The 311-nt window shown below is 65.0% G+C and carries 1 protein-coding gene; it reads right to left on the reverse strand.

What is annotated here, in order from left to right; genetic code table 11:
• Nucleotides 1–311 (reverse strand): glycosyl hydrolase family 65 protein (locus P0G09_RS17630; RefSeq protein WP_342760559.1); only part of this gene is annotated, 311 nt, incomplete at both ends.

A 311-nucleotide genomic window follows, 5' to 3' on the forward strand; every position in this document is an offset into this window, starting at 1 on the left:
ACGCTCTGCACGCCCTTCTGCACGGCATGGGGGTTCTCCACCCGGATGTGGTAGACGGCACCCCGGTAACGGCGGGTGACGGAGTAGCCTGCCAGCGTGTGGGGGATGCAGGGGTCAACGCGCAGGCCGTCCAGAGTGGGCTGGATGCCCAGAATGTACTGGCTTACGTTCACGAAGGTCCATGCCGCCGTGCCGGTCAGCCAGCTGTTCTTGGCCTCGCCGAAGGTGGGGGCATCGCGGCCTGCCACCATCTGGCTGTATACGTAGGGTTCGGTGCGGTGGATCTCGCTGATGTCCTCGATATAGGCCGG

Source organism: Faecalibacterium sp. DFI.5.82, assembly GCF_029076575.1.
Taxonomy (GTDB): domain Bacteria; phylum Bacillota; class Clostridia; order Oscillospirales; family Ruminococcaceae; genus Faecalibacterium; species Faecalibacterium duncaniae.